Annotated in this window: 2 protein-coding genes and 1 pseudogene; all 3 read right to left on the reverse strand. The window is 53.0% G+C overall.

Going from position 1 to position 1,337, the window contains the following annotated elements:
* Window positions 1-296: pseudogene (locus AC2VLY_RS00535) on the reverse strand (cytochrome C oxidase assembly protein); the annotation flags it as partial.
* Between the two features lie 11 nt (window positions 297-307).
* Complete coding sequence (locus AC2VLY_RS00540) at window positions 308-748, reverse strand: cytochrome o ubiquinol oxidase subunit IV (RefSeq protein WP_193650984.1); 441 nt, start codon at window positions 746-748, stop codon at window positions 308-310.
* Window positions 745-1,337, reverse strand: a 593-nt coding sequence (locus AC2VLY_RS00545; protein ID WP_486921584.1) for a cytochrome c oxidase subunit 3, incomplete at its 5' end; no start/stop codon positions are given. The genes AC2VLY_RS00540 and AC2VLY_RS00545, both read right to left, overlap by 4 nt.

Here is a 1,337-nt window from a genome sequence, read left to right on the forward strand (position 1 = left end):
GTGTAGGGCCACTTGGTCCCCAGAGACAGGCCATAGCCAAAGCCTTCAACGATGCTGCCGAGCAGGATCAGGACGATGGCAAAGCCGACTTCGCTGGCCTTGAGGCCGTTGACCAGGCCATTCAGCAGTCCGTGACTGCTGAAGCCCTGCCACAGGCCCGCCGCCACCGCCAGCAGCAGGGCTGCGGTGATCATCCGGCCAATCCAACGCACTACCGGCGTCATCTCCCCTTCTATGGCGTGGGGGAGTGCTGAATCCGACACTACTGAAGGTTTTGCTCCCAGGGACGTGGACATTCTCGTGCTCCTTAGTTACCTGAATCCGTATGGGCATTCATCCCCGGCATGGCTGCCATTCCGGGAGTGGCTGATGCATGCACGGCAGGTTGCATGGCCGATGACATCACCGACATATCCATGGTCCGCAGATACAGCTGTGAGAACATCCACCAGGTCAGCCCGATGGTAATCAGGAACAAAGGAATAAACAGCACCAGAGCCACGGTATTCCAGATGTTGTGTTCGGAAATATCGATATGCAGCAGGAAATAAATCTGGGCAATCACGGCAATTCCCGCACACACTGAAATCACCATTAACAAACCGAAAGGTGGAACCGAATGAGAGGTCACCAGAAAAGTTGCCACCAACATCAGGAAAGCCGAAATGGCAAAACCCAGAAAGTAGCCCTTGGAAGTGGACAGTTGCACTTCCGGATGCATGGTCGGATCTGCGGCACCGTGACTCATGATATGTATCCCCACAAGTAGACAAAGATATAAACAAAAACCCAGATCACCGCCTGCAAATGCCAGAACATCCGCAGGGTGAGCAGACGACCCACCGTTTCCTCGGTAAAGCCCTTGGTCATCACCTGGGCCATCATCACAAGAATCCAGATCAAGCCGAAGAAAATATGGGTCGCGTGCACCTGAGTCAGCACCATGAATGCCGACATGCCGCCGCTGCTGGCAAGGGTAATACCCATGGAATACAGATGACTCATGTCATGAATATCCAGAACCAGGAAAACCACACCCAGCACAAAAGCTGCCAGCATACCGTTGATCAAGCCGCTCTTGTTTTTGTGCTTCAGGGCATTCATACCGAAACCATAAGCCAGAACACTCAAAAACAGGGCGATGGTCTGGGCAAAGGTGTACCAGGGTTTGACGAATTCAGCAGGGGTCGGCCCACCGAAATAACTATGTTGATAACTCAGCACCCCATAAGCGGCAAACAATGTCGCGAACAACATACCGTCGCTGAGCAGGTACAAAAAATATCCCAGGGTGCGGGTGGAAATCACATCATGGGAATGATGATGGGTATCCCACA

Source organism: Acidithiobacillus sp. TH-A36, assembly GCF_057473445.1.